At 69.7% G+C, this 25165-nt stretch carries 25 protein-coding genes, 2 tRNA genes and 1 pseudogene; 13 read left to right on the top strand and 15 right to left on the bottom strand.

The window, feature by feature from the left end:
- On the top strand, positions 1-434 hold a 434-nt coding region (locus ACYVL2_RS16050; RefSeq protein ID WP_460545132.1), incomplete at its 5' end, for a hypothetical protein.
- Between the two features lie 88 nt (positions 435-522).
- On the opposite strand, the gene deoD is transcribed toward ACYVL2_RS16050, so the two are convergent.
- A complete protein-coding gene (deoD, locus tag ACYVL2_RS16055) occupies positions 523-1230 on the bottom strand; it encodes a purine-nucleoside phosphorylase (RefSeq protein ID WP_460545134.1) in 708 nt (235 codons plus the stop codon).
- Positions 1231-1339: 109 nt separating this feature from the next.
- Between deoD and ACYVL2_RS16060 the strand changes: the two genes are divergently transcribed.
- Positions 1340-1429 (top strand) — tRNA-Ser (locus ACYVL2_RS16060).
- Between the two features lie 177 nt (positions 1430-1606).
- Here the strand turns inward: ACYVL2_RS16060 and ACYVL2_RS16065 are convergent.
- Positions 1607-1783 carry a DUF397 domain-containing protein gene (locus ACYVL2_RS16065; RefSeq protein WP_460545136.1) on the bottom strand — a complete coding sequence of 59 codons (177 nt, stop codon included), beginning with the start codon at positions 1781-1783 and terminating at the stop codon, positions 1607-1609.
- Positions 1780-2667: a helix-turn-helix domain-containing protein gene (locus tag ACYVL2_RS16070; protein ID WP_460545139.1), complete on the bottom strand. Its 888-nt coding sequence runs from the start codon at positions 2665-2667 to the stop codon at positions 1780-1782. Before ACYVL2_RS16070 ends, ACYVL2_RS16065 begins: the two co-directional genes overlap by 4 nt.
- A gap of 183 nt (positions 2668-2850) precedes the next feature.
- On the opposite strand from ACYVL2_RS16070, the gene ACYVL2_RS16075 reads away from it, so the two are divergent.
- The 3 genes from ACYVL2_RS16075 (at position 2851) to ACYVL2_RS16085 (ending at position 4839) form a co-directional block, all read left to right on the top strand.
- Complete coding sequence (locus tag ACYVL2_RS16075) at positions 2851-3168, top strand: hypothetical protein (RefSeq protein WP_460545141.1); 318 nt, start codon at positions 2851-2853, stop codon at positions 3166-3168.
- 323 nt (positions 3169-3491) lie between these two features.
- A complete protein-coding gene (locus ACYVL2_RS16080; protein WP_460545143.1) occupies positions 3492-3731 on the top strand; it encodes a hypothetical protein in 240 nt (79 codons plus the stop codon).
- A 196-nt stretch (positions 3732-3927) separates the two neighbouring features.
- Positions 3928-4839 carry an endonuclease/exonuclease/phosphatase family protein gene (locus ACYVL2_RS16085; RefSeq protein WP_460545144.1) on the top strand — a complete coding sequence of 304 codons (912 nt, stop codon included), beginning with the start codon at positions 3928-3930 and terminating at the stop codon, positions 4837-4839.
- A gap of 21 nt (positions 4840-4860) precedes the next feature.
- On the opposite strand, the gene ACYVL2_RS16090 is transcribed toward ACYVL2_RS16085, so the two are convergent.
- The gene (locus ACYVL2_RS16090) at positions 4861-5574 is read right to left on the bottom strand and encodes a hypothetical protein (RefSeq protein ID WP_460545146.1); all 714 of its coding nucleotides are present in this window, start codon (positions 5572-5574) and stop codon (positions 4861-4863) included.
- Positions 5575-5612: 38 nt separating this feature from the next.
- Positions 5613-8174, bottom strand: coding sequence for a transglycosylase domain-containing protein (locus ACYVL2_RS16095; protein ID WP_460545148.1), 2562 nt, complete (start codon positions 8172-8174; stop codon positions 5613-5615).
- A gap of 310 nt (positions 8175-8484) precedes the next feature.
- Between ACYVL2_RS16095 and ACYVL2_RS16100 the strand changes: the two are divergent.
- Positions 8485-8760 (top strand): annotated as a pseudogene (locus ACYVL2_RS16100) (WhiB family transcriptional regulator); the annotation flags it as partial.
- A gap of 146 nt (positions 8761-8906) precedes the next feature.
- Here the strand turns inward: ACYVL2_RS16100 and ACYVL2_RS16105 are convergent.
- From ACYVL2_RS16105 to ACYVL2_RS16115, 3 genes are all read right to left on the bottom strand, one after another.
- Positions 8907-10025 carry an ArsA family ATPase gene (locus ACYVL2_RS16105; protein ID WP_460545150.1) on the bottom strand — a complete coding sequence of 373 codons (1119 nt, stop codon included), beginning with the start codon at positions 10023-10025 and terminating at the stop codon, positions 8907-8909.
- Positions 10015-11016 carry a P-loop NTPase family protein gene (locus tag ACYVL2_RS16110; protein WP_460545152.1) on the bottom strand — a complete coding sequence of 334 codons (1002 nt, stop codon included), beginning with the start codon at positions 11014-11016 and terminating at the stop codon, positions 10015-10017. Before ACYVL2_RS16110 ends, ACYVL2_RS16105 begins: the two co-directional genes overlap by 11 nt.
- A gap of 283 nt (positions 11017-11299) precedes the next feature.
- A complete protein-coding gene (locus tag ACYVL2_RS16115) occupies positions 11300-11812 on the bottom strand; it encodes a hypothetical protein (RefSeq protein ID WP_460545155.1) in 513 nt (170 codons plus the stop codon).
- A 98-nt stretch (positions 11813-11910) separates the two neighbouring features.
- Here ACYVL2_RS16115 and ACYVL2_RS16120 point away from each other — a divergent pair, with 98 nt between their 5' ends.
- Entirely contained in the window at positions 11911-12069 is a 159-nt protein-coding gene (locus tag ACYVL2_RS16120; RefSeq protein ID WP_460498471.1) for a hypothetical protein, read from the top strand.
- 1 nt (position 12070) lies between these two features.
- The gene (locus ACYVL2_RS16125) at positions 12071-12553 is read left to right on the top strand and encodes a RidA family protein (RefSeq protein ID WP_460545157.1); all 483 of its coding nucleotides are present in this window, start codon (positions 12071-12073) and stop codon (positions 12551-12553) included.
- Positions 12554-12559: 6 nt separating this feature from the next.
- On the opposite strand, the gene ACYVL2_RS16130 is transcribed toward ACYVL2_RS16125, so the two are convergent.
- Genes ACYVL2_RS16130 through ACYVL2_RS16145 form a run of 4 tightly spaced genes read right to left on the bottom strand, consistent with a single transcriptional unit; the run spans position 12560 to position 15627 of the window.
- Positions 12560-13654, bottom strand: coding sequence for a fumarylacetoacetase (locus tag ACYVL2_RS16130; RefSeq protein ID WP_460545159.1), 1095 nt, complete (start codon positions 13652-13654; stop codon positions 12560-12562).
- Positions 13655-13713: 59 nt separating this feature from the next.
- Positions 13714-14538 (bottom strand): tetratricopeptide repeat protein, encoded by an 825-nt coding sequence (locus tag ACYVL2_RS16135; protein ID WP_460545161.1) that lies wholly within the window; start codon positions 14536-14538, stop codon positions 13714-13716.
- Between the two features lie 42 nt (positions 14539-14580).
- The gene (gene ispF / locus ACYVL2_RS16140) at positions 14581-15078 is read right to left on the bottom strand and encodes a 2-C-methyl-D-erythritol 2,4-cyclodiphosphate synthase (RefSeq protein WP_460545257.1); all 498 of its coding nucleotides are present in this window, start codon (positions 15076-15078) and stop codon (positions 14581-14583) included.
- Positions 15079-15129: 51 nt separating this feature from the next.
- Entirely contained in the window at positions 15130-15627 is a 498-nt protein-coding gene (locus ACYVL2_RS16145) for a CarD family transcriptional regulator (RefSeq protein ID WP_460545163.1), read from the bottom strand.
- 394 nt (positions 15628-16021) lie between these two features.
- Between ACYVL2_RS16145 and ACYVL2_RS16150 the strand changes: the two genes are divergently transcribed.
- Positions 16022-16567, top strand: a complete 546-nt coding sequence (locus ACYVL2_RS16150) for a copper chaperone PCu(A)C (protein ID WP_460545165.1) — start codon at positions 16022-16024, stop codon at positions 16565-16567.
- Between the two features lie 27 nt (positions 16568-16594).
- Here the strand turns inward: ACYVL2_RS16150 and ACYVL2_RS16155 are convergent, their stop codons facing one another.
- Positions 16595-17302, bottom strand: coding sequence for an exonuclease domain-containing protein (locus ACYVL2_RS16155; RefSeq protein WP_460545167.1), 708 nt, complete (start codon positions 17300-17302; stop codon positions 16595-16597).
- A gap of 204 nt (positions 17303-17506) precedes the next feature.
- Here ACYVL2_RS16155 and ACYVL2_RS16160 point away from each other — a divergent pair, with 204 nt between their 5' ends.
- Positions 17507-19009 carry an alanine/glycine:cation symporter family protein gene (locus ACYVL2_RS16160; RefSeq protein WP_460545259.1) on the top strand — a complete coding sequence of 501 codons (1503 nt, stop codon included), beginning with the start codon at positions 17507-17509 and terminating at the stop codon, positions 19007-19009.
- Between the two features lie 33 nt (positions 19010-19042).
- Entirely contained in the window at positions 19043-21250 is a 2208-nt protein-coding gene (gene recD2, locus ACYVL2_RS16165) for an ATP-dependent RecD-like DNA helicase (RefSeq protein WP_460545169.1), read from the top strand.
- Positions 21251-21335: 85 nt separating this feature from the next.
- On the opposite strand, the gene ACYVL2_RS16170 is transcribed toward recD2, so the two are convergent.
- Complete coding sequence (locus ACYVL2_RS16170; RefSeq protein WP_460545171.1) at positions 21336-21827, bottom strand: YajQ family nucleotide-binding protein; 492 nt, start codon at positions 21825-21827, stop codon at positions 21336-21338.
- Positions 21828-22003: 176 nt separating this feature from the next.
- Between ACYVL2_RS16170 and ACYVL2_RS16175 the strand changes: the two genes are divergently transcribed.
- A tRNA-Tyr gene (locus ACYVL2_RS16175) sits at positions 22004-22088 on the top strand.
- 75 nt (positions 22089-22163) lie between these two features.
- Here the strand turns inward: ACYVL2_RS16175 and ACYVL2_RS16180 are convergent.
- Positions 22164-23372, bottom strand: a complete 1209-nt coding sequence (locus tag ACYVL2_RS16180) for an ATP-binding protein (protein ID WP_460545173.1) — start codon at positions 23370-23372, stop codon at positions 22164-22166.
- A 103-nt stretch (positions 23373-23475) separates the two neighbouring features.
- Between ACYVL2_RS16180 and ACYVL2_RS16185 the strand changes: the two genes are divergently transcribed.
- Positions 23476-25161 (top strand): metallophosphoesterase, encoded by a 1686-nt coding sequence (locus ACYVL2_RS16185; protein ID WP_460545175.1) that lies wholly within the window; start codon positions 23476-23478, stop codon positions 25159-25161.
- Positions 25162-25165: the final 4 nt, after the last annotated feature.

Consider the following 25165-nt stretch of genomic DNA (forward strand, 5'->3'; position numbering starts at 1 on the left):
AAGACCTGGATGCCGAGTTCGCCGACGATGTCGCGAACGTGTTCCCGACCGGCCTGTTCCCCGAGGAGTGGGGACCGAGCCTGCGGGAGGACCTGGAGCAGGCTGCCGAAGCGGTCGAACGAGAGCGGATCGAAGCCGAGATCCGAGCCGCCCGGGCAAAGCTGCGAAAGAAGTTCGCAGCGCCGAAGTCTCCCACCGCATCCGAACCGGTGCCCGACGGCGAACCGGCATCGGAAAGCGGGCCGGTCCGGGACCGACGCCCCGACCGAGAACGCGAACACGCCTCCACACCAGTGTTAATCCGCCCGTCGCGGGAGGCTCTGCGGCGGGGAGGGGCATACATACGGTGCCGAGCTCGAAAGCCGACCGCTTTCGAGCCCCTTCCCATGTCCAGAGCCGAAAACCCGCCCCGTCTGCGGTCGCCGCCCCGGTAACGGTCCCGACCTCGCCGATTCAGTGGGCGGTCCCGGTCGAGACGAGACAGCTTCCACCGGTTCCCTCCCGACCGGATCGGCGAGCCGACTACGCGGCGACGGCGTCGAGGGCGATCTCGACCATCTCCCCGAACGACTCCTGGCGCTCTTCGGCCGGCAGCGCGGTGCCCTTGGGAATGTGGTCGGAGATGGTGCAGACCGCCAGCGCCCGCGCCCCGTACTTGGCCGCGAGCGTATAGATCGCCGCGGCCTCCATCTCGACGGCGAGAATCCCGTAGCCGACCAGCAGCTCCTCCACATCGGGAGCGTCGGTGTAGAAGGTGTCCGAGCTGTAGAGCTGCCCGACGCGCATGTTGATGCCGCGGTCGGCGGCGGCGTCGACCGCGGCGCGCAGCAGACCGAAGTCGGCCACGGGCGCGTAGTCGACCACGCCCTTGAAGCGGATGCGGTTCATGCTCGAGTTCGTCGACGCGCCGATCCCGGCGACCACGTCGCGCAGTTCGACGTCGTCGTGGACCGCCCCGGCCGAACCGACCCGCACCAGCGTCTTGACTCCGTAGACGTCCAGCAGCTCGTGGGTGTAGATCGAGGCCGACGGCTGCCCCATCCCGGTGCCCTGGACCGACACGCGGTGGCCCTTGTAGGTGCCGGTGAAGCCGAACATGTTCCTGACTTCGCTGTAGCAGACCGCGTCGGTCAGGAAGTTCTCGGCGATCCATTTGGCTCGGAGCGGATCACCGGGGAGCAGGACGGCCTCGGCGATGTCGCCGGGCTCGGCGGAGATGTGCGCTGTCATGGCGCCAGCATGCCATAAACATCCTATGAATTCGCGGACACCTTCTGTGACTCAGATCCCGCGATACCCGCTTGGGCGTCGGTGACGGCTATCCGGTAGCCTTTTCGGCGGTGGCGTGTCCGAGCGGCCGAAGGAGCTCGCCTCGAAAGCGAGTAAACGTTCACGCGTTTCGTGGGTTCAAATCCCACCGCCACCGCCATATCGCCCCAGGTCGGGGAGCTTCAGCCCCTGGCCTGGGGCTATTTCGTTTCCAGGAGTCGCCGGAGTCCGGACACCGATGCGGCCCGCCCCATCCGATGGGTACGGGCCGCTACTCTGTGTGGAGATGCGTAGTCGAGCGCGTCGTCCAGGCTGGGATGCCGGTGGGGCCGACAAGTCAGCGCTGGGCGGCGCGCAGCAAGCTCTCGAAGTCCCCGGCTTCGACGCCGAGGACGGGCGAGCCCTCGCCGAGCTTCGAGTCGCGAACCTGGAATCTTCCGGAGTCAGTGCGAGCTTCGACGCAGTTGCCGCCGTTGCCTTGGCTCCGGCTCGATTTCCGCCACTGCGATGTCATGTCAGGTACTCCTCTACTGATATCGATGTGTTTCGAGTAGCCGCGAACGCCTGCTCGTACACAGACACTATGTCGAGGTCTTCGACATAGCGACAGCCGTCCAGGTCGTCGATGTAGACGAATGGCGGTACGTCTTCAGGTGGCGTCAGGATCGCGAACGCCCCTGCGGCCCCCGCGTGAAGGCGTGTGATCACACGGATTTCAACGCCGGGCACGATGGCGGCCTCGAGTAGGCGGGCGCGCTGGCCGATAGCGACATCACGTGGAAGAGCGTCTAGGTAGTCCACGACGGATCTGGAGATCAGGAATTCGGTGCGCGGTGTGTCAGTGCGGTCGGCCATGAGCTTCTGCCGATGTGTTCGCAGCGCCCGAACGGCTTCGGCGACTTCAGGCGGCTGTGGTAGCTGGGCGGCCTGGAGTTCCCGCAAGTACTCAGGTGTCTGGAGCAGCCCCGGGATCACCTCGGTTTCGAGCACGCGGATGTGGATGGCGACTTGTTCCGTCTCCAAGAACAGCGGAAAGTTGGGGCGGGCCGGTTCGGCCGATCCAGCCTCGACGTAAGGCTCCCACCAGCCTTTCTCTTTACCGCGTACGGCGAGTTCGCACAGATGCGACTTCGCGGTGGCCGACACGCTGAAGTGATCGCACAGTGCTTTGGCTTGGAGTATGTGCGTGGCCTGTTTGCCGTCCTCGATCCGGCCGATGGTCTGCCGACTCACCCCGATCGCCTCTCCGACCTCCCTCGGGGATTGGCCGGCGTCTTCCCTGAGCCTGCGAAATGCCGCACCGAGCGAGCGGCGGGCAAGTGTCGGTTGTTCTGGCATCTTCGCAGTGTTGCACAGTATGCCGATCAGGTCCATATCTGACACGTCCGTGATGGACATGACCAATACGGACAGCGCGTTTCCTCTTCCGCAAGGCTTGCAGCTCGCCCTACGGTCATGTCATGGCCGGTCCTACGGGGTTGTAACCCTGTTGGCCCGTACCGGCCTCCACATAGACCGGCGGGCCGCCGGTTCGACTACGCATCATCCCGGCGGCCCGCCTCACCAGAGATGGAGCCTCTGATGTCAGCACCAAGAGTACGAGGCGGCAGCGCCTCCGGACAAGCCACTGAGCACCTCCTCGGCGGCTGGCCCGAGACCGACCAGAACCCGCCCTTCCGGCTGTACGTCACCGGACAGAGCGGCGCGGTCCTGCGCCGCCCCAGGGCGATCAACACCGACATCGACGACATCGCCGCGACCGTCGCGCACGGGTCGGGCGTCGTACACCGCATCGTCTGGGACGATCACCACCGCACACACCTGACGCCCACCACCCGCAAGCAGATCGCGCATTGGATCCGGGCGCTCATCGCCGCCGACTGGGCCAGTTCCGCATGAGTCCGCTCCTCCTGCGTCGGCGCGCCGGACCTTAGCGCCGACCTTCCACGCTCTCCTCCTCCCCCCCCCCCCCCCCCGGGGCCGCCGCCGCAATCGGCTGGTGCTGTAGCGGCGGCCCCGCACTTCCCGGTCTCGCGGTGGGGCGAGACCGGGGCACTGCTCCCGGTCCCGCTCTGATCCACGGCGGGACCGGGACCGGACTCCGCCCGTCGAGGGATCGGTGCGGGCGGAGGGAACGCCGGGCCGCTCTCTCCCGGCGGGCCCGGCCGCGAACCCCCGCCAGCGGCCGGGCCATCCCGCACCCCTACGAGCCACCCCTGGACATGACGACCACGCACTTCATCGCACTCCTCGCCGCCGCCGTCCTGTGGTCGGCCGCGGTCGCCTACTCGCGGCACCGTTGGCCCTACCTCGGATGCCGAACATGCGGCGGCACCGGCAGGCGATTCGAGCCGCTCGTCTTCACCGTGCTGTGCCTGCGCCGCGCTCGAGCCTGGCGCCCCTGCGGTGCCTGCTCCGGCGGCGGGCAGCGCAGCCGACCGAAGGGGCTCGCACTGAGGTGAGGCAGGACGACCGCCGCCGCGTGCCGGCGCCTATCATTCTCAGACGGCCTCCGGCACCGGCCGCACCCCCCTCACCTTTTCCGGCCGCGCGCCGAGGCGTCAGCCGCTGCCCTCTGGTGCGGCCCGTCTAGGCTGTCCCGGACGATCCGACTCGCGGAAAGGCGGTTGAGGAGTGAGCCGATCCTCTTGGGGTGGAATGGTATTCAGCGTCGCCCTGGTCGTCTTCTCGCTCGCACTGTCGGCGATGATGCTCGGCCACCGGTTCATCCCGAACCGGTGGTTCAACTTCGGCAGCCTCATCGAGACGTTCCTGCCGTGGTTCGGTCTGCTCATACCGCCGCTGGCGCTCCTCGCGGCCCTGCGCCGCCGTCCGCTGCTCATCGTCGTCGCCCTCCTGCCGGCGCTGGTGTGGCTCAAGCTCTACGCCGGACTCATCCCCGACAAGTCCGAGGGCCCCGGCTCGTTCCGTGTCCTGGCTCACAATGTCAACGCCGAGAACGCCGAAACCGAGGCGACCGCCGAAGCGCTCCTGGCGGCCGAGCCGGACGTGCTCGCACTCGTCGAGGTCACCGAGGAGCAGCGCGAGGAATACCACGCGATCCTCAGCGACCACTACGGCCACTCGGTCGCCTACGGCACGGTCGCGCTCTGGTCGGACCATCCGGTCGCCGCCTCGAGCGAGATCGACCTCGACCTGGGCTGGACGCGCGCGTTCCGCGCCGCGATCGAGATCGAGGGCGAGCCGGTGGCGTTCTACATCGCCCACCTGCTGTCGGTCCGGGTCAACGCCGAGGGTTTCACCTCGGACCAGCGGAACCGCACCGCCCAGCTGCTCGGTGAGGCCATCGCCGACGAAGAGCTCGAGCGGGTCATCCTCCTCGGCGACCTCAACGGCACCATGCAGGACCGGTCCCTGGCGCCGATCACGTACCAGCTCGAATCGGCCCACGCCGCGGCCGGATCCGGGTTCGGCTTCACCTGGCCGGCCTCGAACCCGCTCGCCCGCATCGACCAGGTCCTCTTCCGCGGCCTGGAGGCCACCGGCTCGGAGGTCCTGGACGCCACCGCCTCCGATCACCGTCCGGTGCAGGCCGACTTCGACTTCTGAGCCGCGACCGGCCCTGACTCGCTATTGATCGCAGAACTGCGTGTCGAGCAGTTCTCCTTGCTCACCGGTGGTGCTGTCGTAGAAGAGCCGCGCTGTGGCGAGGACGCATATGGCCGACTCGTGGCCGGCACCGGCCGGGAGGTCGATTCGGGCGCGGACGGTCAGCACCGTCTCGTCGTCGATCTGCGAGGGCGTCACCGTCTCGATGTGGACCCCCTGCCGCGCTGCCCGCTGCCTGGTTGCTCGGGCGTGGTCGCCTGTCAGGTGGTGGGCCGAGAACCGGATGAGCTCCGGGAGTTCGGCGAGCCCGGATTCGCTGTCGCACGTGTCCTGCTCGGCTTCGTCGAGGCGGTAGGTGCCGGTTGCCGCGTCCCATGCCAGCGCCGCGCACACGGGCGTCCGGTGGCGGTCGGCGTGCGCGCCCGCGACGGTCCCGGCGGGCTCCGGCTCGTGGTAGACCAGCAGATAGTCGAACGAAGTGTCGGCATAGACGACCACGTAGTCGTCCGGGCTCCGGCCGATCCCCTCGGCGACCTCCATGACCGCGTGCAGATCGCCGCGCGCTCGAGCGAAGCGATCCTCCGCCGAGGCGAGGGCGTCGAGGACGCCCTGGCGGTAGGCTTGGCGCTTACCGTCCTCGCGGTACGAGCAGTACGCCAGCGCCCCGACGGTGACCGCGATGAGGACCAGCACGGTCGTCGTCACCGTCGCGAACAGGATCGACCGCTCTCGCACGGCGACCTCCTCTCGCGGTCCCGAGCCGGGGCGTGAGGTCACTCGTCGTCGGTGCCCGGGCTCTCGCTTTCGCCTTCATCGGGAGTCGGCGGGAGGTCGGGGCTGGCGGGCGGCTCGGGATCGGTGCCGCCGTCGCCACCTCCGTCGCCACCGCCGCCGTCGTCGTCACCGCCGCCACCGCCGCCTCCGGAGCCGGGTCCGGGCTCGGGTTCCGGTTCGGGCTCTACGTAGCGGGAGCCGTTGGAGACGAGGATGTAGATCGGGCTGCCCTTGGGGGCCGAGCCGGTGATCGAGGTCGTGAATGCCTGCCCGGCTTGGCATTCGGAGTCGAACTGGCCGGGCGCGATCGCGGCGTCGAATCCGGCGCCCGCGACTTTCGACCTGGCCGAGCCGGGATCCTCGCAACCGATCGACGGGATGTTGACCAGGTTCTTGCCGTTGACCATCGCCTTCGACGGGTCGGGCCAGTCCTTCTCGTCGAGGTCCTTCACGGCGGCCTTGAGGATCGTCGCGCCGGTCTCACGGACCTCTTCGTGGAAGCCTCGGGCGAGATTGTCGTTGGCGGAGTTGTCCGGGTCGCCGACGAACGTGGCGGTGGTGGCGTTCGGGGTCGAGCCGATGAACCAGTAGGAGCGGTCGGAGTCGGCCGTTCCGGTCTTGCCCATGACCGGGCGCCCGAAGTTGTCGGCCTCGCGGGCGGTGCCGCCGACGCAGCGGCCGTCGGTGTCGTCGTAGACCGGGCATCGGGCGGCGCTGACCGCGGCCAGCGCGACCGATTCGTCGATCGCCTGGTCGCAGGTCGGCTCGACAGCCTCGGGCCAGTCTTCGCCGTCGGCTTTGGTGATCTGCGTGACCGGCAGCGGCTCGCAGTGCTTCCCGCGCGCGGCCACGGTCGCGTAGGCCTCGGCCATGTCGAGCGGGGTGGTGGTGTCGCCCATGCCGAGGGTGAAGACGCCGTAGTCGTCGAGGTTGTCGCGGTTCTCCTCCACACCGCTCTCGGGGTAGAAGGTGATGCCGATCCGCTCGGCCATCTCGACGGCCTTGGCGGTGCCGATCAGCTCTTGGACCTGCACGAAGCCGGTGTTGGAGGACTTGCCGAACATGCCCCAGAAGTTCAGGGGCGCACCGGAGGCGTAGGAGCCGTCGTTGCTGGGGCACCAGCGCTTGGACGGGGTGCCCCACTGGTCGGTGATGGTCGAGCCGCACGTGGCCGGGTCCTCGGGACTGGTGAGGTAGTTCGAGGTGTACTGCCGGGGCGAGGGCAAGGTCGTCTTCAGCGGCCAGCCCTGTTCGAGGGCGGCGAGCATCGTGAACATCTTGAACGTCGAGCCGGCCGGGAAGCCGGAGACCTCTTCGTTGCCGCTGAGCAGCGGGATGGTCGTGTTCGGATAGTTGGAGACGGTGTCTCTGCCGTCGGTGCGGGGCCCGTTGTTCGTCTGGTCGAGGCTGTAGACCCGGTTGACCGCCATCGCCCGGATGTGCCCGGTGCCGGGGGTGATGGTGACCGACCCGAGGGCCCTCGGGTCGCTGTTGTCGATCTTGTCGCCGATCGTGTCCATCGCCTTGGACTGGAGCTCGGGGTCGAGGCTGGTGACGATGCGGAAGCCGCCGCGCTTGAGCAGGCTGAGCCGGTCTCGCTCGGTCTCGCCGAAGATCTCCCGGTCGGCCCACCACTGCTTGAAGTAGTCGCAGAAGAAGCCCCAGTTGTTCTGGGCCACGTCGACGCATTCGGAGCGGGTCGGCCGCGGGTTGAGGTCCAGCGGGTGCTCCTTGGCCTCGTCGGCCTCGGACTGGGAGATCATGTCGAGCGAGGTCATCCGCTCCAGGACCCAGTTGCGGCGGTCGGTGATCCGGCTGTCGTCGCCCTCGCCGTCGAGCAGTCCGTCCGCGAAGGAGGGGAACTTCGGCAGGGCGGCGAGCGTGGCCGCCTCGTGCAGCTCCAGATCGCCTGGGGGCTTGTTGAAGTAGGTGTACGAGCCGGCGTGGACCCCGTAGGCCTGGTTGCCCAGATAGATCACGTTCAGATAGCCCTCAAGAATCTCCTCTTTGGACATCGTCTCTTCGATGGCCATGGAGTACCGGGCTTCTCGGAGTTTGCGCTCGTAGGTGTCTTCGGACGCTTCAATGACCTCATCGATGGTTGAAGCGGAGTAGATGAGGGTATTACGCACGAACTGCATAGTTAGCGTGGAGGCGCCTTGCGAATCGCCGTCGCCTTGATTGGCGACGGCGGCGCGCAGGATGCCCGCCAAGTCGACGCCGTTGTGCTCGAAGAACTTCGAGTCCTCGGCGGCCAGGAGGGCGTCGACCATCACGGGGTCGACGTCGTCGAGGGCGACTTCGCGCCGGTTCTCTTCGTAGAAGGAGGTGATGAGTGTTTTACCGTCAGCAGCATATACGTAGCTGGTCTGCGGCAGGGTCGGTTTCGTCAGTTCGGTCGGCAGCGACTCGAACGACTCGACGCTGTCGCCGACCACGATGCCCCCCGTGGCGATGAACGGGAAGGCCGCCGCCGCAGCGAGGATTCCTGCTAGGACCGCGCATGCGAGCAGGGCCAGGCCGTCCCCCAGGGGACTTCGGTCGCGCTTCAACGTCTCCACCGCCTCAAGACTAGAACGAAGGTTGCGATTACTCCGGGGTCAATGTTCTCGGATGACCGGGATTGATACGTCCCGGGACTCGACTCGAGATGCCTTCGTATTGGGATCGTTATTATCGCGAGCCCTCATCGCGATGCGAACCGGAGGGGTGAAGCTATACCGCGAAGTCCGTTTTTCATCTCGGAGGGTAGTCAAACAATTACAAGAGGTGTAGGGTCCGTTCTTGACGGCGACGTTGAGTAGTCGCAAGATTACTTATACCGAGCCGTCGGGGGGTATGAAGGGTAAATCTCACGGGGAGGTCACGCAGATGGGACTGCTGATCGACTGGACGACCAAGGCGCTCTGCCAAGAGGGCGATCCTGACGCTCTGTTCGTACAGGGAGCCGAACAGAACAACGCGAAGAAGATATGCCGAGGCTGTCCGGTCCGGCTCGAATGTCTGGCCGATGCACTCGACAACCGCATCGAATTCGGCGTATGGGGCGGCATGACCGAACGGGAGCGCCGAGCGCTCCTGCGCAAACACGCGGACGTTCGATCCTGGAGGGCGGTCTTCGAAGTGGCGCTCGAAGAAGAACAGCGCAACGCCCGCAGAGCAGGACGCAGGCGCATTCCAGTGGACCTCAACTACTTAGCCGCAAAGCGACGGCCGCCACCGCGGCGGCGCAAGAGCGACCGCGCCCGAGACGGAATCTCCGTCCGGGCGCGCTGTCGCTCCACCGCCCGGCCCTAACCGCCGGCGGCCACCTCCCCGAACGCCCGCAGACCCGCCAGATCCACCACCTCGGCCCCCACCACCGGCATCCGCGCCCGCGGCACCTGCGGACACGCCGCCGCGTACCGCGCCGCCAACCGCTCCTCGGCCGAACGCCGCCGCACCAGATCCGCGTGCGATCGCAGCACCGCCGCGACCGGATCGGCCGGATCCTCCTTCTCCAGCAGCGCCGCCGCACCCAGGCACCGCTCCGCCGACAGATCCGACCGCACCGGCGTCAACCGGTTCAGGATCATCCCGTCCAGCGGCATCCGCTCCTCGGTGAGCCGCCGCGAGAAGTACATCGCCTCGTTGATCGCCGCCGGCTCCGGCGTCGCCACCACCAGAAACGAGGTCTGCTCGCCCTGCAGCGCGCGATAGGTCGCCTCCGCGCGCTTCCGGAAGCCGCCGAAGGTGTCCTCCAGGCTCGCGGTGAACTCGGCGACGTCCGTCAGCAGGTGACCGCCGAGGATCTTGTTGAACACGCGCGTGAACACCGCCGCGCTGGCGCCCATGAGCGACAGCATCGAGCGTCGCGACCCGGGCGTCGAGGCCGACAGCAGCCGGATGACCCGCCCGTCGAGGAGCCGCGACAGCCGCGCCGGGGCGTCCAGGAAGTCCAGGGCCGACCGCGAGGGCGGGGTGTCCAGGACGATCAGGTCCCACCGGCCCGTCTCGCGAAGCTGCCCGAGCTTCTCCATGGCCATGTACTCCTGCGTGCCCGAGAAGGTCGAGGAGACCGCCTGGTAGAACGGGTTCGCGAAGATCTCGGCGGCCCGCTCGGGCGTGGTGTGCGAGGCGACCACGTCGTCGAAGGTCCGCTTCATGTCGAGCATCATCGCGTCGAGCGCGGCGTCGCCCAGCCCTTCGACCGGGCGCGGGGTGTTGTCGAGCGCCTCCATGCCCAGCGACTGGGCCAATCGCCTGGCCGGGTCGATGGTGAGCACCACCGTCCGGCGGCCGTGCGTCTCGGCCGCGCGCAGGGCCAGCGCCGCGGCGGTGGTGGTCTTGCCGACGCCGCCGGACCCGCAGCAGGCGATGACGCGTTTGCCCTCGTCGCTCAGCAGCGCGTCGATGTCCAGGTCAGTCGCCATGGCCGGCTCCCTCCGCCGTGCCCGCGACCGGAGCGGGGCGGGCGGCGAACGACGGCCGCAGCCGCCGCGCCAGGTCGTACAGGGCCGACAGGTCCACCCCCTCGGGCAGCAGCGGCAGCTCGTCGACGGGGCGGCCCGGTCCTCGCAGGCGCTCGCGGTAGGCGTCGAGCGCCTCGATCTCGGCCTGCCCGGACCGGTACTCCTCCAGCAGCGCCGCGACCGTGTCGTCCTCCGACGGCAGGCCGGCGCGGCGCAGGCCGTCGCTCAGTTGCTCGGGGCTCACCGCGACGGTCCGGGAGCCGACGACCTTGTTGAGCACGATCCGGCCCACCGGCAGGTCGGCCTCGGCCAGTTCGGCGGCCGTGTCGAGGGTCTCCTGCACCGGCATCGCGGCCGGGGTGGTCACCAGGTGCACTGCCGTCAGCGAGGAGTGCAGCATTCGGGCGACCGAGCGGGAGTGCTTCCCGATCGGCCCGGTCTTGGCCAGGCGGCCGCTCTCGACGGTCACGTTGAGGAACTTCACCACCCGCCCGGTGGGGGGCGCGTCCAGGACCACCGCGTCGTAGGCCATCCGCCCGGCCTCGGTCCGGGAGACGGCCTCTTTGAGTTTGCCGGTCAGCAGGATGTCGCGCAGGCCGGGCGCGATGGTCGTCGCGAAGTCGATGGCGCCGAACTTGCGCAGCGCCCGCCCGGCCGAGCCGAGCTTGTAGAACATCGTCAAGTAGTCCAGCAGCGCCTCTTCGGCGTCGATGGCCTGCCCGAAGACGTCGCCGCCGTCGAGTCCGGGCGCCAGGCGCCGCTCGGCGTACGGCAGGTCGGGAGCGTCGAACAGCGGAGCGATGGAGCCGCGGCCTTCGACCTCGGCCAGCAGGACGCGGCGACCGGCGCCGGCCAGCGCCAGGGCGAGGGCCGCGGCCACCGTGGTCTTCCCGGTGCCGCCCTTCCCGGTGACGATGTGCAGTCGCGGCAGGGGAGGAGCGGTGGCACTCATTCACCAGAGTTTAGTTACCGGTTTTCCGGTGAGTGCTCGAGCCTTGAGACCAGAGACGGACAAGACCCCGTGCCGGACCTGCGTGACGAAAGGACCGCCCCGGTTCAAGCGCCGCTCGAACGCCCAGGGGTCCGCTTCACCCGCGACGCCCGGTTCGCCCGCGGTGCCCTGACCGGCCCCAAGGGACTCGATGGGCTCAGCGTCCGGAAGCGGCGTCGAACCAGGACCCGCCCGTAGCCGGGCCGCAAGCCGGGAATCTCGCCTCGTCAGGGAGGAGAGGACGTCAATGCGAGTCGATGTCGCACACGAGCCACTGCGGATCGGAGTCCTCGGCGACGAGCGTGAACGTCCAGATGGCGGTGTCGCCGCCGGTGGTGGTCAGTTCGGCGGTGACGGTGGCGCCGCCCACCGACCGGCTCGTCTCGGTCACCGCCGACCACTCCAGGCCGACCTGGGCGTTGGCTTCGGCGAGGGCGCCGGTGGCGGCGGTGAGGTCGCGGTCGGCCTTCTCCTCGCACAGCCAGTCGGCCGCGGACGCGGCGTCGCGGTCCTCGAGCAGGGCGGTCAGGAACTCCTCGACGGTCCGTTCTGGCGTGTCGGACACTTCGGTGACGTCCGCGAACAGGCCGGCGGCGACGAGGATGAGCGCTCCGGCGAAGGCGGCGGCCGCGCCGAAGGTCAGGTAGGTCCACAGCCGACCGGGCCCGGCGGGCCGTTCCGGCTCCGGGGCCCGGGTCCGGTCGGGCCGCTCGGCGGCCTCACTGTCGGGCCGCATGGCGGTGGTGTCTGGCGACACGGTGTCTCCCTGTGTTGAGCAATGCACTGTTGGGGAGGCGACGCACTCTGAGCCTAGCGGTGCGAGTCCGGTGAATCAAGACGCCGTACTGTGGGCGCATGGAGAAATGGGAGTACTTCACCGCACCGCTGCTGATCCACAACACCAAGCAGATCCTCGACACGTTCGGCGAGGACGGCTGGGAGCTCGTCACGGTGCTGCCGGGTCAGAACTCCGAGCAGCTGGTGGCCTACTTCAAGCGCAAGAAGGAGCAGTGAGGTGGCCGGCGTCAAGGCGAACCTGGAGCGACTGGGGCTGACGCTGCCGTCGGTGGTGCCGCCGGTGGCCGCCTACCAGCCGGCGGTCAGGTCCGGCGACCACGTGTACGTCTCGGGTCAGCTGCCGATGGTCGAGGGCGCGCTCGCCGAGGTCGGGAAGGTCGGCGCGGAGGTCGACGCCGAACGGGCCCACGAGTTGGCACGGATCTGCGCGCTCAACGCGATCGCCGCCGTCGCCTCCATCGCGGACCTGGAGCGGGTGGCGCGCATCGTCAAGGTCGTCGGCTTCGTGGCCTCGTCGCCGGGGTTCACCGGCCAACCGCTGGTCCTCAACGGCGCCAGCGAGCTGCTCGGCGAGGTGTTCGGCGAGGCCGGCACGCACGCCCGCAGCGCCGTCGGCGTGGCCGAGCTGCCGCTCGGCGCTCCGGTGGAGGTCGAGCTCATCGCCGAGCTCGCCCCCACCGCCCGGACACTCCCGGCTTAGCGGGTTTCACCCGATCGAGGGGGCCACGCGGGTCTCGACCTCGCCGAGGGCGAGGGTCGTGCCGCGCGGCCCCGGCGCGGTCGCCGAGATGGTGACCGTGTCGCCGTCGGTCAGCCGCCACTGCGGGCACGCGGCCTCGCCGGAGCCGAACAGCAGCCCGGGACGCAGCATCGCGCCGCCGGCGGTCAGCTGCGCCAGCTGCTGGGCCGGGGTCCAGTAGGCGTCGCCGAAGTCGGCTCCGGCCACGGCGACGCCGTTGACGGCGATCTTGAGACGCAGGTCGAAGCCGTAGCGGTCCGATTCCTTCAGGTAGGCCGGTGTCTCGGCGCCCTGCTGCGGCGCGGCGGTGCGCGCGGCGCTGAGCGCCTCCAGGGGCGTGACCCAGGCGCTCATGGACGTGGCGAAGGACTTGGAGGCGAACGGCCCGAGCCCGTCGCCTTCGAGCTGGGCGAAGTCGCGGGCGGTCCAGTCGTTGAGCAGGACGGCTCCGAACACGTGGTCTTCGAAGGCGTCGGGCGGCACGGGCCGGCCGGGTTCGGTCTCGCCGCCGACGATGAAGCCGACCTCGGCTTCGATGTCGAGCGCGACGGTGGGCCCGAAGACGATCTCGCCGCCGGCGCCGACGCGGTGCCCCGAGGGGCGCACCACGTCCATGCCCGACGGCATCACGGTGCCGGCCCGTCCGACCGAGGCGCGGGGCTGCCAGCGGCGCGCGTCGGCGGCCTGCCCGGTGAAGTCGACGAAGTCGGTGACCAGCAGCGGGGCGTGCATCTGGGCCTCGGCCAGCGGCGTGAGCCATTCGGAGGCCCCCTCCTGCAGGCTCGGTTCGGTGAGCGCCTGCCGCACTTGCCCGCGCACCTGGCTCCAGGCCTCGCGGCCGAGGCTCAGCAGCCGGTTCAGCGCGGGGTCGCGCATCGCGGTGCAGGTGGCGCAGGTCTGGCAGTCGCCGGCGAGGACGGCTTTGTGGAGGTCGAGGATCTGGTCGGCGATGCGGACCCCGATGCGCGGGTACGGCTCGTCGGCGGTCGAGAACACTCCGTAGGGGAGATTGTGGACGTTGTAGGGGCTGTCGTCGGCGCCCGGCACCCAGCAGCTGGTCACGTTGATTCCTCCGTCGTCGATGCTGTTACGGAGGGTTAACGAGCCCGGTGGCCCGAAAGTCACTCGGTGCGACGGTGCCGCTGCAGAACTGTGAACCATGCCACCCAGCTGGCGGCGGCGACGACGGCGAAGCCGATCCTGACGCCGGTGTCGAGTTCGGAGCCGAGCACGGCGGGCAGTCCGAACACGACGGCGAGGCCCAGGAGGATCGACCTGCCGAGCGCGCCGCCGAACAGACCCTGGCCGTAGAGCTTGGACCGCCAGTCGGCGTCGTCGGGGCCGGCGTCGACGTAGCGCCGCCGCTGTCGCCGGGCCTCCGGCGGCAGCGGGTGAGCGGCGGCGGGCGCGGCGGGCGAGTCGAGGTCGGCGGCGGCCTGACGGGAGCGTTCGGCCAGATCGCGCATGTCGAGGCTCTCGGCGACCGCGGCCAGCGCCAGGTGGGTGCGCGGCTGGTCCGGGGCGAGGTTCACCGCGTTCCAGGCCGCGTCCAGGGCCGGCTGGGCGGCGCCGGCGCGGCGGGTGATGAGCGCGTAGTGGACGTGGTGGAGCCAGGAGGTCCGGTCGAGTTCGAGCAGGCTCGCGGCCGCCTGCAGCGCCTCGTCGCGGCGTTCGGCGTCGGCCAGCGCGTAGCCGCGCACGATCAGGGCCCGGCGGTGGCCGCGGTCGTGCGCGAGGGCGGCGCCGGCGAAGACCAGGGCCTGGTCGGGGTCGTGTTCGGCCAGGGCGATGACGCCGGCCATGGCGTTGGCGTCGGCGTCGAAGGGGTCGACCCGCAGGGCCGCGTCGATCTCGCCGCGGGCCTCGGGGAGGCGGTCGAGGTCGTACATGAGCTCGGCGCGCTCGAGGTGCTCGGCGACCGTGCGGCGGGTGGGGTCGTCGTCCATGAACCTACTCCCGGGTGCGAGCGTCCGTTCGGTATTCGAAGTTCACCAGATCTCGGACTGCTTCGCCGAGTTCATCTGCGATGGGAACAGCAACGCTACCGCGGTCGCGGCCAGGCCCTCGCCGCGTCCGGTGAAGCCCAGGCCGTCGGTGGTGGTCGCCGACAGCCGCACGGGAGCGCCGATCGCCTCGGCCAGCGCGGCCTCGGCCTCGGCGCGGCGGGGCCCGATCTTGGGTCGCGCTCCGATGATCTGGACGCTGACGTTGCCGATCCGCCATCCGGCCTCGCCGGCGAGGCGGGCGGTCTCGGTCAGCAGGGCCGCGCCGGAGGCGCCGGACCATTCGGGTCGGGACGTGCCGAAGTTGGATCCGAGGTCGCCGAGACCGGCGGCCGACAGCACCGCGTCGCAGGCCGCGTGCGCGGCCACGTCGCCGTCGGAGTGCCCGGCCAGGCCCGGTTCGCCGGGCCATTCCAGGCATGCCAGACGGCACGGCTGTTCGGCGTCGAAGCGGTGCACGTCAGTGCCGTGCCCGACGACCACGGATGGAGAACTGGAACTCACTCGTATGTACGCGCTGATGCGAGCCGGAGGCTACTTGACCGGAGCCTCCGAGAGCAGGACCTTGTCCAAGACGTTCTCGGCCTCGTCCTTGATGCAGTCCTCGGCCAGCGCGATCTCTCCTACGAGGATCTCGCGTGCCTTGGAGAGCATGCGCTTCTCTCCGGCCGACAGGCCGCGTTCCCGGTCGCGCCGCCACAGGTCGCGGACGACCTCGGCGATCTTGAGCGGGGACCCGGAGGCCAGCTTCTCGACATTCGCCTTGTAGCGCCGCGACCAGTTGGTGGGTTCCTCGGTGTGCGGCGCGCGCAGCACTTCGAAGACCTCATTGAGGCCGTCGGCGCCGACGACTTCGCGCACGCCGACCAGTTCGACGTTCTTGGCTGGAACCTTGACCGTGAGGTCACCCTGCTCGACTCGCAACACGAGGTATTCCTGTTCGATACCGCCGATGACGCGAGTTTCCACAGCTTCAACGAGTGCGGCCCCGTGGTGGGGGTAGACAACGGTCTCGCCGACACTAAAACCCATAGGATCGAAACCCCTTTCGCTGTGTCTAGCCTAACACGTCATCGTGGTGAAACCCGACAGCGGATCGCCATGAATGCCCTGGTCAATTGGTATGTGATTGATTACTCTACGGCACCTTGACGATCCCGAACGGACACGCCTATGACGAATGAGGCGCGAAACGCCCAACGCGGCGAATCGGCACAGGAGCGGTCCCGCCGCCTGATGAGGACGTTTCACAAGCGGTTTCGGCGCGTTTTCTCCACCGCCGATTCCGGCCCGCGAGACCGGACCGAATACGAGTGAGACCCACTACTCCGCGCCCGGCAGGTTGGGCGAGCGGCCCCGGGCCGGTCGTCTAGGCTGTCGGCAGCATGCCTTCAGGACTACGGGAGGACCAGCAGTGGCCAGGGGAATGAGCACGGCGACCATCGCCCGTCGCGCGGCGGCGTTCGGCATCGCGGCGGCGACCGCGACCGCGCTGACCGCCTGCGGCGCCGGTCAGGTGACCCAGACCGACACCAAGCAGACGGCCATCGCCGGAGTCAACGTCGACGTCGGCGAGGACATCGCCCTGCGCGACCTCCAAGTCGAGTTCCCCTCACCCGAAGGGTACGAAGCCGGCGACGACGCCCCGCTCAAAGTCTGGATCGCCAACGAGGGCACCGAGACGATCCGCCTCACCGGCGTCGCGACCGAGGCGGCCTCCGAAGTCGCCCTCGTCGGCGGCGAGTCGAGCCTGCCGCTCGAGATCGCCCCGGGCGAATACGTGCGCCTCGACCAGACCACCGACCAGCACCTCGCCCTCCAGGGACTGTCCGAAGACCTCCTCAGCGGCGAGGCCGTCGAGGTCACCTTCCAGTTCTCCGGCGAACAGACCGAAACGGTCGAAGTCCCCGTCGGCCCGCCCACCGAACCGGTCGAGCGCGAATACGAGGAGCACCCCGGCCTCGGCCACTAGCACCTCACCGAGGCCCCGCCTCCGCCGCTACCTGGCCAGCGGCCACCGCCGCTCCACGACCTCCATGCGGCCCTTGCGCCGGAAATAGGCCTCCAGCGACGCCGCGTCCTCGGCATGCCAGCGCACCTGCGCCTCGTGCAGCTCCCGCGCGTCCATCCGCACCTCCGGGAACCGCGAGCCGATCACCCGCGCCAGCGCCACCGTCGCCACCGCGTCACCGGTCGCCGAATGGGCCCCGTCCAGCACCACCCCGTACTGCTCGGCCGTGGCCCCCAACGTCCGCTTCCCGCGCCGGTACCGGTCGACCCGCTTGTCGAGCACCGACGGGTCGATCACCACCGCCCGGGACCACTCCGGCTGCTCGATGCCGTACCGGTCCAGCTCGTACGACAGCATCGTCAGATCGAACCCCGCCCGGAACGCCACCAGCGGCGTACCGGCCTCGATCGCCGCCGACAGGCTCGAGGCGACCTCCCCCAGCGCCAGCTTCGGCTCCTGCCCGGACTCCCTCACCTGCGCGTCGGTGATCCCGTGCACCTCCGAGGCCCCCGGCGGGATCGGCACCCCCGGATCGATCAGCCACGACTCGCCCATCCAGCCGAGCCGCTCCTCACCGGGCTCCACCGGATCGACGGTCACCAGCGCCGCCTGCACGATCCGATCCTCGGCGCAGTTCACCCCCGTCGTCTCGGTGTCGAAACCCAACAGCGGACCTTCGAACCATTGCTCACTCATGGCCGTCACCATAGCGTTCGGCTACGACAAACCGCCTATATGCTCATGCTGCGCGAAAACGACGCGCCCGGCCGACAACCACGCCCCCGAGCGCCCCCAGGAGGAAACTTGGACTTCTTGCACCCGGTCACCGACGCGCTCCAGCGATGGGCCGACGACCTCAACGCCGACTACGGCGACCGCGTCGACACCGTCGTCGACTTCGTGTGGGGCCCCTGGCTGCTCATCCCGCTGCTGCTGGCCGTCGGCCTCTACCTCACCGCCCTGCTCTCGGGCATCCAGCTCCGCCGCCTCGGCTACGGCCTGTGGCTGGCGCTGTTCAAACGCGGCGAAGGCGAAGCCAAAGGCGACATCAGCCACTACCAGGCCCTCTCGGTGGCCCTCGCCGCCACCGTCGGCGTCGGCAACATCGGCGGCGTCGGGGCCGCCATCGCCCTCGGCGGCCCCGGCGCCCTGTTCTGGATGTGGGTCACCGGCCTGGTCGGCATGGCCACCAAGTACTCCGAAGCGCTCCTGGGCGTCAAATACCGTCGCGTCAACGCCAAAGGCGAACAGTCCGGCGGACCCCAGTGGTACCTCTCCGAAGGCATCCGCGGACCGCTCGGCAAGATCCTCGCGATCGCCTTCGCCGTGTTCGGCGTCATCGCCAGCTTCGGCATCGGCAACGCCGTCCAGTCCGGCAACGTCTCCAGCGCCGTCCAGGGCCAACTGCCCGAGGAGACCTTCTGGACCCCGTCGTGGACCGGCACGGTCATCCTCGTCGCCGTCGGCCTGGTCATCCTCGGCGGCATCAAATGGCTCGGCCGCGTCGCCTCGGCGCTGGTCCCGCTCATGATCGTGCTCTACATCGCCGGCGCGCTGGCGGTCATCGCGTTCAACATCGGCGTCGTCGGCACCGCCTTCGCCACGATCTTCGAGCAGGCCTTCACCGGCGCCTCGGCGGTCGGCGGCTTCACCGGCGCGGCGATCCTCACCGTCATCCGGGCCGGCGTGGCCCGCGGCATGTTCTCCAACGAATCCGGGCTCGGCACCGGCGGCATCGCCGCGGCCGCGGCGAAGACCGACCAGCCGGTGCGGCAGGCGATGGTGTCGATGACCCAGACGTTCATCGACACGCTCATCGTGGTCACCCTCACCGGACTGGTCATCGTCGTCACCGGCGTGCTCGGCACCACCGAGGTCGTCGACGGCGAGGAGCGGCTGCTCGGCTCGGCCGCGCTCACCCGCCTGGCGTTCGAGACCGGCCTGGGCGGTCTCGGCACCGCCGGCGGCACCATCGGCGGGCTCATCGTCACCATCGCGATCGCCACGTTCGCGTTCTCGACGCTCATCGGCTGGTCCTACTACGGCGAGAAATGCCTCGAGCGGTTCAGCGGCCGGCGGCTCATCCTGCCGTACCGGATCGTGTTCGTCCTCGTGGCCTACCTCGGCGCGGTCACCAGCCTCGACCTGCTGTGGGGCTTCTCCGACATCGCCAACGGCCTGATGGCGCTGCCGAACCTCATCGGCCTGGTCATCCTCTCGCCGGTCGTCTACCGCGAGACCAAGCGGTTCTTCGCCGACCCCGACTGGCGGATGCTGCCCTCCGACGCCGTGCCGGCCCCGGTCGGCGCCCGGCCCGAGGCCGCCGGCGACCCCGAGACCGGGCCCGAGTCGTCCGCATCGGACGGCGAAGCCGGGACCGACGACGGAGGCCGGAGGGACTGAGCCGCTGTCACAGCCGGCCCATAGCATGGAGCCATGCACGAGCCCCGGCCTGGCGCAACGACGTTGGAGGCGGTCCTCGAGCGCGTGACGTACGCGAACGAGGAGACCGGCTACACCATCGCCCGCGCCTCCACCGCCAGGTCGGGGTCCGAACCGCTCACGATCGTCGGCCCGCTGCTGGGCGCCCAGGTCGGCGAGAGCCTCGACCTGACCGGGCGGTGGACCACCCACCCCAAGTACGGCCGCCAGTTCGAAGTCTGGTCGTACCGGACGGTCCTGCCGGCCACCGTCCAGGGCATCGAGCGGTACCTGGGCTCAGGGCTCATCAAAGGCATCGGACCCAAGACCGCCGAGAAGATCGTCGCGCACTTCGGCGAGCGCACCCTCGAGGTCATCGACACCGAAGCCGACCGCCTCATCGAAGTCCCGGGCCTGGGCCCCAAACGCACCGAGTCGATCGCCGCGGCCTGGGAAGAGCAGCGGGCCATCAAAGAGGTCATGGTCTTCCTGCAGTCGGTCGACGTCTCGACCTCGCTGGCGGTGCGGATCTACAAGAAGTACGGCGACGCCGCCATCGGCGTGGTCAAGAACGAGCCCTACCGGCTCGCGAACGAGGTGTGGGGGATCGGCTTCAAGACCGCCGACGCGGTCGCCCGCGCCGTCGGCATCCCCCACGACTCGCCCGAGCGCGTCAAGGCCGCCCTCCAGTACACCCTCTCCGAAGCCGGCGACGCCGGACACTGCTTCCTGCCGGCCCCGAACCTCGTGGGCGACACCGTCGAGCTGCTCGGGCTCGAACGCGGCCCGGTCACCGAGGCGCTCGAAGCACTCACCGCCGAGGCCGAACACGTCATCGCCGACCAGATCCCCATGGGCGACACCACCGTCCCGGCCCGGTACCTCGCGCCGTTCTACCACGCCGAACGGGGCCTGGCCTCGGGCCTGCTCGGCCTGCTGCGCGCCGAAGCCGACCGCCTGGCCTGCTTCGCCGACGTCGACTGGGACAAGGCCTTCGACTGGCTGCGGCGGCGCCGCGACGCCGAACTGGCCCCCGAACAGGCCGAGGCGGTCGAACTCGCGCTCACCGAACGGGTCGCGGTCCTCACCGGAGGCCCCGGATGCGGCAAGAGCTTCACCGTTTCAGCCATTGTGGACCTCGCTCGGGCGAAGCGCGCCAAGGTCATGCTCGCCGCGCCCACCGGCCGCGCCGCCAAACGACTCGCCGAGCTCACCGGCCACGAAGCCACCACCCTGCACCGACTGCTCGAACTGCGACCCGGCGGCGAGGCCGCCTACGACCGCGACAACCCCCTCGACGTCGACCTCCTCGTCGTCGACGAGACCTCCATGCTCGACACCGTCCTGGCCAACAAGCTCGTCAAAGCCGTCCCGCCCGGCGCGCACCTGCTCCTGGTCGGCGACGTCGACCAGCTGCCCAGCGTCGGCGCCGGAGAGATCCTCCGCGACATCCTCGAAGCCGACACCGTCCCCCGAGTCCGCCTCACCCGCATCTTCCGCCAGGCCGCCGAATCCGGCGTGGTCGCCAACGCCCACCGCGTCAACGTCGGCGAATTCCCCCTCCTGGAGGGCTACGACGACTGCTTCTGGTTCGCCAGCGAGGACAACGACCTCGTCGCCGACCACGTGGTCGACATCGTCGCCCGCCGCATCCCCGCCCGGTTCGGGCTCCACCCGGTCCGCGACGTGCAGGTCCTCACCCCGATGCACCGCGGCGGACCCGGCGCCGGCAACCTCAACCACAAACTCCAAGCAGCGCTCACCCCCGCCCGCGAGGGCGTGAGCGAACGCCGCTACGGCGGGCGCGTCTACCGAGTCGGCGACAAGGTCATCCAGATCCGCAACAACTACGGCAAAGGCGTCGCCGGGGTCTTCAACGGCACCGTCGGCGTCGTAGAGGCCATCGACCTCGAAGCCCAGACGCTCACCATCCGCACCGACGAAGACGAGGACGTCGAATACGACTTCACCGAACTCGACGAGCTCGTCCACGCCTACGCCATCACCGTCCACCGCTCCCAAGGCAGCGAATACCCGGCGGTCGTGATCCCCGTGACCACCAGCGCATGGACGATGCTGCGACGCAACCTGCTCTACACCGCCATCACCCGCGCCAAGCGTCTGGTGGTCCTCGTCGGATCCAAGCAGGCGCTGGCCGCGGCGGTGCGCACCGCCGGCACCGGGAAACGCCACACCGGCCTGACGCACCGCCTCACCGAATGACGCGGCCGAGCCGGCTCAGCGGTAGTCGGCGAACTGGAGCGCGACGTCGAGGTCCTCGTCTCCGCCTCACCGAACGGCGCCTCGCTCAGCGGTAGTTGGTGAACTGGAGCGCGACGTCGAGGTCCTTGCCTTTGAGCAGCGCGATGACCTCCTGCAGGTCGTCGCGCTTCTTGCCGGTCACGCGCAGCTTGTCGCCCTGGATCTGCGGCTTGACGCCCTTGGGGCCCTCATCGCGGATGATCTTGCCGATCTTCTTGGCGTGCTCCTGGCCGATGCCCTGCTGGAAGGACACGTCGATCTTCGACTCCTTGCCCGACTGGCGCGGATCGGAGGCCTCCATCGCCTTCAGCGAGATGCCCCGCTTGACGAGCTTCTCCTTGAGCACCTCCAAGGCGGCCTTGACCCGGTCCTCGGTCTCGGCGGTCAGGACCGCCGCCTCCTCGCCGCCGCGTTCGACCCGGGCGCCGGTCCCGCGGAAGTCGAACCGGGTCGACAGCTCCCGCTGCGCCTGATTGACGGCGTTGTCGAGCTCGGCCAGATCGATCTCGGAGACGATGTCGAACGAGGCGTCAGCCATGGAAACCAGTCCTTCCGGTAGGTGAGGGCGACGGGCGTCAAGCTTAGTCTTCGGCCGCCGGCGCGCTGGAGGCCGTGGCCGCGATCCCCGCCGCGGTGAACGCGGTCTCACCGGGCCCGGGCCCGCTTGCGCGAGGCCCGGGGCGGGGCGCTATCCTTGCTCACGCCACACGGCACGGCAGGTTGCCCGAGCGGCCAAAGGGAGCTGACTGTAAATCAGCCGGCATTGCCTACGTAGGTTCGAATCCTACACCTGCCACCAGCTGCAGAACGGCCCGTGACCAGGTCAGACCCGGTCACGGGCCGTTCGCTCTCCACCCACGGCGGGCCGGCGGCGTCAACCGGCCGCCCGAGCGTCCCGCGTCGCCTCGTGCGGCTCGGGCGAGGCGTACGGCAGCCAGGCGACGACCTCCCAGCCGCCCTCGGGCCGCGGCTGCGCCCGGATCCGGCCCCCGACCGCCTCGACCCGCTCGCCGAGGCCCAGCAGCCCCAGGCCGGAGCCGGTGTCGGCCAGCTTCTTGCGGGCCGCGCGGCCGTCGTCGCGGACCGACACCTCCATGCCGTCCGAACCGGTCGCCGCCACGACCACGCGCACCCGTCTGCTCCCAGGGGCGTGCTTGCGGATGTTCGTCAGCGACTCGCGCACCACCCGGTGCGCCGTCGCCGCGATCTCGGGCGCGACCTTCTCGGCCAGCTCGGGGGAGATGAAGCAGGTCGCGTCGGTACCCTCGCGGCTGAACCGGTCCACCAGCCGTTCGATCTGCGACAGGTCGCCCAGCGGGTTCACCCCGGCCCCGGCGTCCTCGGCGCGCAGCACCGTCACCATCCGCCGCATCGACGCCAGCGCCGCCAGCCCGGCCTCCTCGATGTCGGCGAACGAGCGCTTCGGATCGGTCCGGGCCACTTGCGCGGCCTGCGCCAGCACCACCATCCCGGTCACGTGGTGCGCCACGAAGTCGTGCATCTCCCGCGCCAGCTCCAGCCGCTCGGCCCGCCGCACCTCCTCCTGCGTCTCGCGGCGCAGCTGATCGAGCCCGCGCAGGTAGGCGCCGAAGCCGACCACCGTGGACAGGGCCATGAGCATCATGACCTCGCCGCCGACCAGCGAGCCGGGGTGGACGAAGAACCGCAGGCCGATCAAGGCGATCGCCGCGCCCAGCAGATAGGCGACCCAGCGGCCCGGCGGCGCGTCCAAGTGCCGCACGGCGTACAGCATCAGCAGCAGCAGCGCGAAGCTCTCGGCCACCCCGATGCCGCGATCGGGGGCCAGCACCGCACCCAGGAGCGTGACCGCCACCGAAGCGCCCGCGGTGTAGGCGATCCAGCGTTTGCGGCCCGGACGGTAGCGCCAGTACACGCCGATCGACGCCAGGCCCATCGCCAGCTCCAGCCACCCCAGCGGGGAGCCGACGGGCATCGGCTCCTCCGGTCCGCTGGAGAGCGACTCGGCCGCGAGCGTCAGCAGCAGAGCGCAGACGACGCCGATCTTGAGCGTGCGCATCCCTATCCGGTGGAGGCGGTCGGTCCAACTGGCCTTTCGGGTCATGGCCTCGACGGTAACCGCGTTTTCGGCGCCCTCGGCCGAACGGCCGACCACGCGGGCCGCACGCGGACTCCCCACCGAGGCCCAAACGTGACATTATGTGCGCATGTCTCACCGCCCGCGCGATCTGAGCCCCGAAGAACTCCGTTTCATCCCCCAGCGCCCGGTGCGGTGGATGTCGCCGCGCACGCTCACCGAGACCTCGGCCCGGTTCGGACTCGCCCGGCTGCTCGGCGGCTACCTCGACAAGCGGGAGATCTTCGGCGGCCGCCCGCAGCGGGTCTTCGGCCACGACGACGCCGACGAGGTCTGGATCGACTACGTCGCCGACATCGGCGACGGGTTCGACCCGACCTATTCGATCGCCTACCTGCTGGCGCAGCCCGAACTCGACGTCGACGGCCGGTCGCTGCCGCGCGGCTCCATCCTGGTCATGGGCGGCGACGAGGTCTACCCGGCCGCGAACTGGCGCGAGTACGAGCACCGCATGAAGGGCCCCTACGAGGCGGCGAACCCGGCGACGCCGGTGTCGCTGTACGCGATCCCGGGCAACCACGACTGGTTCGACGGCCTGACCGCCTTCGGCCGCCAATTCGTCGAGGGCCGCAGCATCGGCGGCTACCGGACCGAGCAGACGCGCTCCTACTTCGCGCTGCGCCTGCCGCACCGCTGGTGGCTGTTCGCCGTCGACGCCCAGTTCGACGCCCACCTCGACCGGCCGCAGCTGGAGTACTTCAAGCGCGCCGCGCGGGACCTCCAGCGCGGTGACCAGGTCATACTGTGCGTGCCGCAGCCGTCGTGGGTGTGGACCGAGGACAACCCGCGCTCCTTCGACCGGATCGACCACTTCATCCGCGACGTGGTCGCCGAGCGGAACGCCGAGGTGCCCCTGATCCTCACCGGCGACCGGCACCACTACGCGCACTACGCCGAAGTCGACGGCGCCCGGCACCTGGTGACCGCCGGCGGCGGGGGAGCGTACCTCTCGCCGACGCACAACCTGCCCGAGACGCTCGCCGCGCCGCGCAAGAGCATCAGCGAACCCGACGCGCCCCAGCGCGAGTACCGGCTCACCAAGACCTTTCCGAGCCGCTCGCGCTCCCTGGGCTACGCCCTGGGGATCTTCGGGCGGCTGCCGTGGCTCAACAAGGGCTTCACGCTCCTGATGAGCATCATCATGCTCATCGCCACCGTCTCCATACTGGAGGGCGCGGGGACCTTCGCGGCGGTGGCGGCGCTCCTGCTGGCCGCCGGCGTGGCCTTCGCGCATCCCGGCCAGGGGCAGCGGCGCCTCAAGCACTACCTGCTCGGGCTCGGGCACGGGGCCGCCCAGATAGGACTGGCATGGGCCGGCGCCCGAGCGTTCGAGGCGCTGCCGTGGGTCGACTTCTGGTCCTTCGTGGCCTATCTGCCGATCGCCGGACTCGTCGGCACCTGGCTGGTGGGCCTGTACCTGGTCGTCGCGAACCGGCTGGGCGTCAACGCCAACGAGCTGTTCGCCGGACTGTCGATCATCGACCAGAAGTGCTTCCTGCGGATCCGGGTGGGGCGCGAGGGGGTCACCGTCTTCCCCGTCGGACTCGAGCACGCCGGCCGCGAGTGGGCCGCCGACCCCGACGGGGCCGCGACCGACTCGTGGATCAAACCGGCCGAGCCGCTGCGGCCGCGCCTGATCGAACCGGGCTTCAAAGTCCCGCACCCCGGTCCCCGCAGCGAGGAGATCCCGCGCCAGAACCCGGTGCGCCGCTTTATGGCCCAGGCCGAACAGTGGTGGGGCGGCCGCGTCGATTGACAGC

Source organism: Glycomyces halotolerans, assembly GCF_054779575.1.

Excerpts from the sequence above, each read along its gene's own strand:
- ACYVL2_RS16120 (WP_460498471.1), top strand. The coding sequence starts at position 11,911 with ATGGAGAAATGGGAGTACTTCACCGCACCGCTGCTGATCCACAACACC.
- ACYVL2_RS16075 (WP_460545141.1), top strand. The coding sequence starts at position 2,851 with ATGTCAGCACCAAGAGTACGAGGCGGCAGCGCCTCCGGACAAGCCACT.
- ACYVL2_RS16150 (WP_460545165.1), top strand. The coding sequence starts at position 16,022 with ATGAGCACGGCGACCATCGCCCGTCGCGCGGCGGCGTTCGGCATCGCG.
- ACYVL2_RS16180 (WP_460545173.1), bottom strand. The coding sequence starts at position 23,372 with ATGACCCGAAAGGCCAGTTGGACCGACCGCCTCCACCGGATAGGGATG.
- ACYVL2_RS16080 (WP_460545143.1), top strand. The coding sequence starts at position 3,492 with ATGACGACCACGCACTTCATCGCACTCCTCGCCGCCGCCGTCCTGTGG.
- ACYVL2_RS16145 (WP_460545163.1), bottom strand. The coding sequence starts at position 15,627 with ATGGGTTTTAGTGTCGGCGAGACCGTTGTCTACCCCCACCACGGGGCC.
- ACYVL2_RS16070 (WP_460545139.1), bottom strand. The coding sequence starts at position 2,667 with ATGTCCATCACGGACGTGTCAGATATGGACCTGATCGGCATACTGTGC.
- recD2 (WP_460545169.1), top strand. The coding sequence starts at position 19,043 with ATGCACGAGCCCCGGCCTGGCGCAACGACGTTGGAGGCGGTCCTCGAG.
- ACYVL2_RS16155 (WP_460545167.1), bottom strand. The coding sequence starts at position 17,302 with ATGAGTGAGCAATGGTTCGAAGGTCCGCTGTTGGGTTTCGACACCGAG.
- ACYVL2_RS16085 (WP_460545144.1), top strand. The coding sequence starts at position 3,928 with ATGGTATTCAGCGTCGCCCTGGTCGTCTTCTCGCTCGCACTGTCGGCG.
- ACYVL2_RS16110 (WP_460545152.1), bottom strand. The coding sequence starts at position 11,016 with ATGAGTGCCACCGCTCCTCCCCTGCCGCGACTGCACATCGTCACCGGG.
- ACYVL2_RS16170 (WP_460545171.1), bottom strand. The coding sequence starts at position 21,827 with ATGGCTGACGCCTCGTTCGACATCGTCTCCGAGATCGATCTGGCCGAG.
- ACYVL2_RS16185 (WP_460545175.1), top strand. The coding sequence starts at position 23,476 with ATGTCTCACCGCCCGCGCGATCTGAGCCCCGAAGAACTCCGTTTCATC.
- ACYVL2_RS16105 (WP_460545150.1), bottom strand. The coding sequence starts at position 10,025 with ATGGCGACTGACCTGGACATCGACGCGCTGCTGAGCGACGAGGGCAAA.
- ACYVL2_RS16065 (WP_460545136.1), bottom strand. The coding sequence starts at position 1,783 with ATGACATCGCAGTGGCGGAAATCGAGCCGGAGCCAAGGCAACGGCGGC.
- ACYVL2_RS16135 (WP_460545161.1), bottom strand. The coding sequence starts at position 14,538 with ATGGACGACGACCCCACCCGCCGCACGGTCGCCGAGCACCTCGAGCGC.
- deoD (WP_460545134.1), bottom strand. The coding sequence starts at position 1,230 with ATGACAGCGCACATCTCCGCCGAGCCCGGCGACATCGCCGAGGCCGTC.